The sequence below is a fragment of the Luteibacter sp. P4_E6 genome (genome assembly GCF_056401535.1).
Genome location: NZ_JBFUJE010000459.1, coordinates 1 through 3,192, shown reverse-complemented (window position 1 = coordinate 3,192; position 3,192 = coordinate 1). Strand labels below are relative to the sequence as shown.

Annotated in this window: 3 protein-coding genes; all 3 read left to right on the top strand. The window is 55.2% G+C overall.

Annotated elements, in window-relative coordinates; all coding sequences use genetic code 11:
• Positions 1 to 454 (top strand): hypothetical protein (locus AC1DT2_RS19155; protein ID WP_477298060.1); only part of this gene is annotated, 454 nt, incomplete at its 5' end.
• 505 nt (positions 455 to 959) lie between these two features.
• Positions 960 to 1,538, top strand: a complete 579-nt coding sequence (locus AC1DT2_RS19150) for a RipA family octameric membrane protein (RefSeq protein ID WP_477298058.1) — start codon at positions 960 to 962, stop codon at positions 1,536 to 1,538.
• 20 nt (positions 1,539 to 1,558) lie between these two features.
• On the top strand, positions 1,559 to 2,944 hold the full coding sequence (locus AC1DT2_RS19145) for an AAA family ATPase (protein ID WP_477298057.1): 1,386 nt from the start codon (positions 1,559 to 1,561) through the stop codon (positions 2,942 to 2,944).
• The last annotated feature ends 248 nt before the right edge of the window (positions 2,945 to 3,192 follow it).

The window sequence follows — 3,192 nt, the reverse complement described above, 5'->3', positions numbered from 1 at the left end:
TCTCTACACCTCGCGAACCGATGTCCACCTGGCACCGGTGTACGACATGCTGACAACCAGCGTCTATGCGGGATACCAACACAATCCGCCAGCTATTTCGTTCATGGGAAAGAAAACGTGGGCGCCTGGCAGGAACTTGCAGACATTCATTGCGAACACCTTCGGAATTTCGGTGAAAGAGCAGTTGGAGATTGTCGAAGGCATCGGCCAGGCCATTTGCGAGGTGGCACCGGCAGTACGCGGCGCCATAGAGGAACACCCGGCTTTCAGCGACATTGGCAAGCGCATGCTCCTGGCCTGGGAAGAAGGCATCAATGGTCTACGCAACAAGAAAACATACGCGCTGGGCGAAGTGTCGTTGGGAGATGCCTTCACTGGATTCTCCGACCCACCGAAGCTGGACGTCGGGAAGTCCGACATCGGACGTTCAGAGCTTCTAGGCAGGCGGAAATAGTTCCGAAGGTACGTCAAGTTACTGGATAGCAAACTCACAAAGACCAAGGCATTGGATGCGCACCAGCTCGCCCTTGAGCTCGAAGAGCAACTCGCCGCATGGGTGCCGGGGGCCCGGTCACCTAGGTGCACACGGCACCTTCTCGGAGCGCCCTACCCCAGGCGACGCAGAACGCAAAGTCCATGTCGTGGCTATGACAATTCCTGGTTACCGATTCGGCCACGCTCTTCTAGTCCAACGCCTAAAGAGCAGCCGGGATGTCGGGGCAGTTGTGTCTCAAAAAACCACTGCCTAGTCAGCGGCTACACACCGTCGCACATCACGGGGTCTGGCACAGACAAGTGACGATATCGCAACGGATATACGCTGTTCCGGCAAATCGCGCGTCGCGATGGCTTCCTGACCTAACTTTTTTTAACCTCCTGCCGAAATATATCTGGGTATGGCGCGGCATGCGCCACTGACGGGCCGCTTGGCGCCCTCCAACCTCATGGCAGGACCAAACATGATCACTCTGGCACCCACAGCTATACTCCACGCTCCGACCGTAAGTGAAGTTGATCGCCTCGAGAAGGTCCTGGCTTGTGCTCTCGAGACTAGAAACTTCGAAATATCGCAGCTGTCGTCACGAAATAATTTCGTCCTAATTGCACAAGGCGCACTTGTAGCTGCCGCTCTTAAAGAGGGAGCCTCTCCCGAATTCTTAGGCGTCATCGTTGTCGCGTTGATAGGCGCAGTACTATCTCTGTTTCAACTTCAGATGTCGGCGGGTGCCAAGTTCTGGCAGGTGCGCTGGGAAGCTGCAACGGAGCAAGCCGAGGAGGCTTACCTGGAAGCTTTGAGGGCATCTGGCGTCACCAATGTAATCACCCTCTTCAGTCACRACGATTCTGCCTCTGTCGTTCGTGAGCACCTCGCCAGCAACGGATCCACGACGACCGCCACGCAAAGATGCTCCTTCAAGAGGATCGAAGACTGGCTAATAATGCAAAGGTTTTCTCCGAGCCGGACCCCGATGAGAATGGCGGCTGTCTTCCTATGTTCGTGGATTCTTGTCCTGCTCCTCGCTAACGTGCTTCGCTGATTGACTCGGAAAGCTCCCACATGGAAATACGTTCGCTATGGACACCATCCGGTCACCGCGACCTTCCTCGCAGCAGAATCCGCAGCAACACTCTCCATCTTCTAACTGGGGCGAACGGATCGGGAAAGACCGAATCACTCGCAGCGATCATGCGTCAATTTACTCGAAACACTGGCGACTACTACTACAGTCCCAACGCATCTCAGCTGAGTGACCGGCCGTCGAGGACCATTAGTCAAACGTTCAGCCCTTTCAGCCGATTTCCCCGCCCCCTGGCCGACAGCACGTCGCTCGCGGACATTTACGGAGATGACGCTGAAGATCGGTTCGCCTATTACTGTATCGGCCTACACAGTCAGACACGCTTTGTCGGAAAAGGCCTTACGAAGCAGATTATCGAACAGGCAATCTATCGCCTGAGCGAGCGGTCGAAAAGCGTACACGCAATTTTCGAAGTCATGCGAGGCCTGGATCTGCGAGACAGTCTTCTTCTTACCTACGTCCCTAAGAAGGACTTCAGGTTTTTGACTGGAATGACCGGAGACCAGAGGACTCGCATACGCCGCTATCTTGAGGAGGCCGCCGCGGGATATTGGCCAAGTCATCATATCTTCAAGGCTCAGCTGCGAAGGCAGTTGAATCAGACGAACCTAGATGACCTCGCAGAGCTCGTCAGTACTGCATTTGAAGTTGTGGCTCCATACTTGGAGCGCGGAAAGTTTCGTCTAGACCTGAACGGAACCGACCAAAAGTCACTGGACTTCGCCTTGCTCCAGGCGCTCTCACTCCTTCGTCGATTGAACCTTCTCGAGCTTGCCTCCTGCGAGATTTCGACGATAGGGGAGCACCGCTTCGACGTTGCGATGGCGAGCTCGGGCCAACAGCAGATGCTTTGCTCCATTATTGGGCTGGCCGCCACCCTAAAGGACAGTACGCTCGTCGTCATCGATGAACCCGAGCTCAGTCTCCATCCCCGATGGCAACAGAGCTACCTCGAACATTTACTCATGGCGCTTTCCCCGCATCGCGATTGCCACGTGCTCATCGCGACACACTCTCCTCTGATAGTCCAGAGCGCGCAGCATCGGGGAGTCGAAGTTCTTCATATGAGCGAAGATGTCGATGAGAACACGCCATCGCCACGTCGACCTTCAGTTGAGGGTGCGCTTCTGGATGTATTCAATACTCCTGTCGCCGGGAGCGCTCATCTCGCGAATCTGATTCTCTCCACCGTTACAGCGGGGACGACCGGCGACTACGACACCAACCTCTTAGCGATCGCCGAACTTGAGCGACTTCGACGACTCTACAGCCATTCACACCGAGACGATCACGCAGGCAAAGATCTCGAGCTGATTGAACGTGGGCTGGAGTTGCTAACACTCAGTGAGAGCGGCGATGAATAGTTTCCGTTCCCGGGCCCCTACCCCGACCTCTATTCCGGGATTGGATACACAGCAGCACGAGCATCTTCAACGGCGGGGAGCCGAAGATGCGAACCTCTGGACCGGTCGTCCTGATTCAGATGCACATCTGATCAACACCTTCAGGCGTGAGGTTAAGTTCCACTTTTATCACCATCAGAAACGCCGTTGCTGCTATTGCAGCAAAGAACTTGATAGGCATGGGGGAAGTTTCGACGCCGAGCATATCC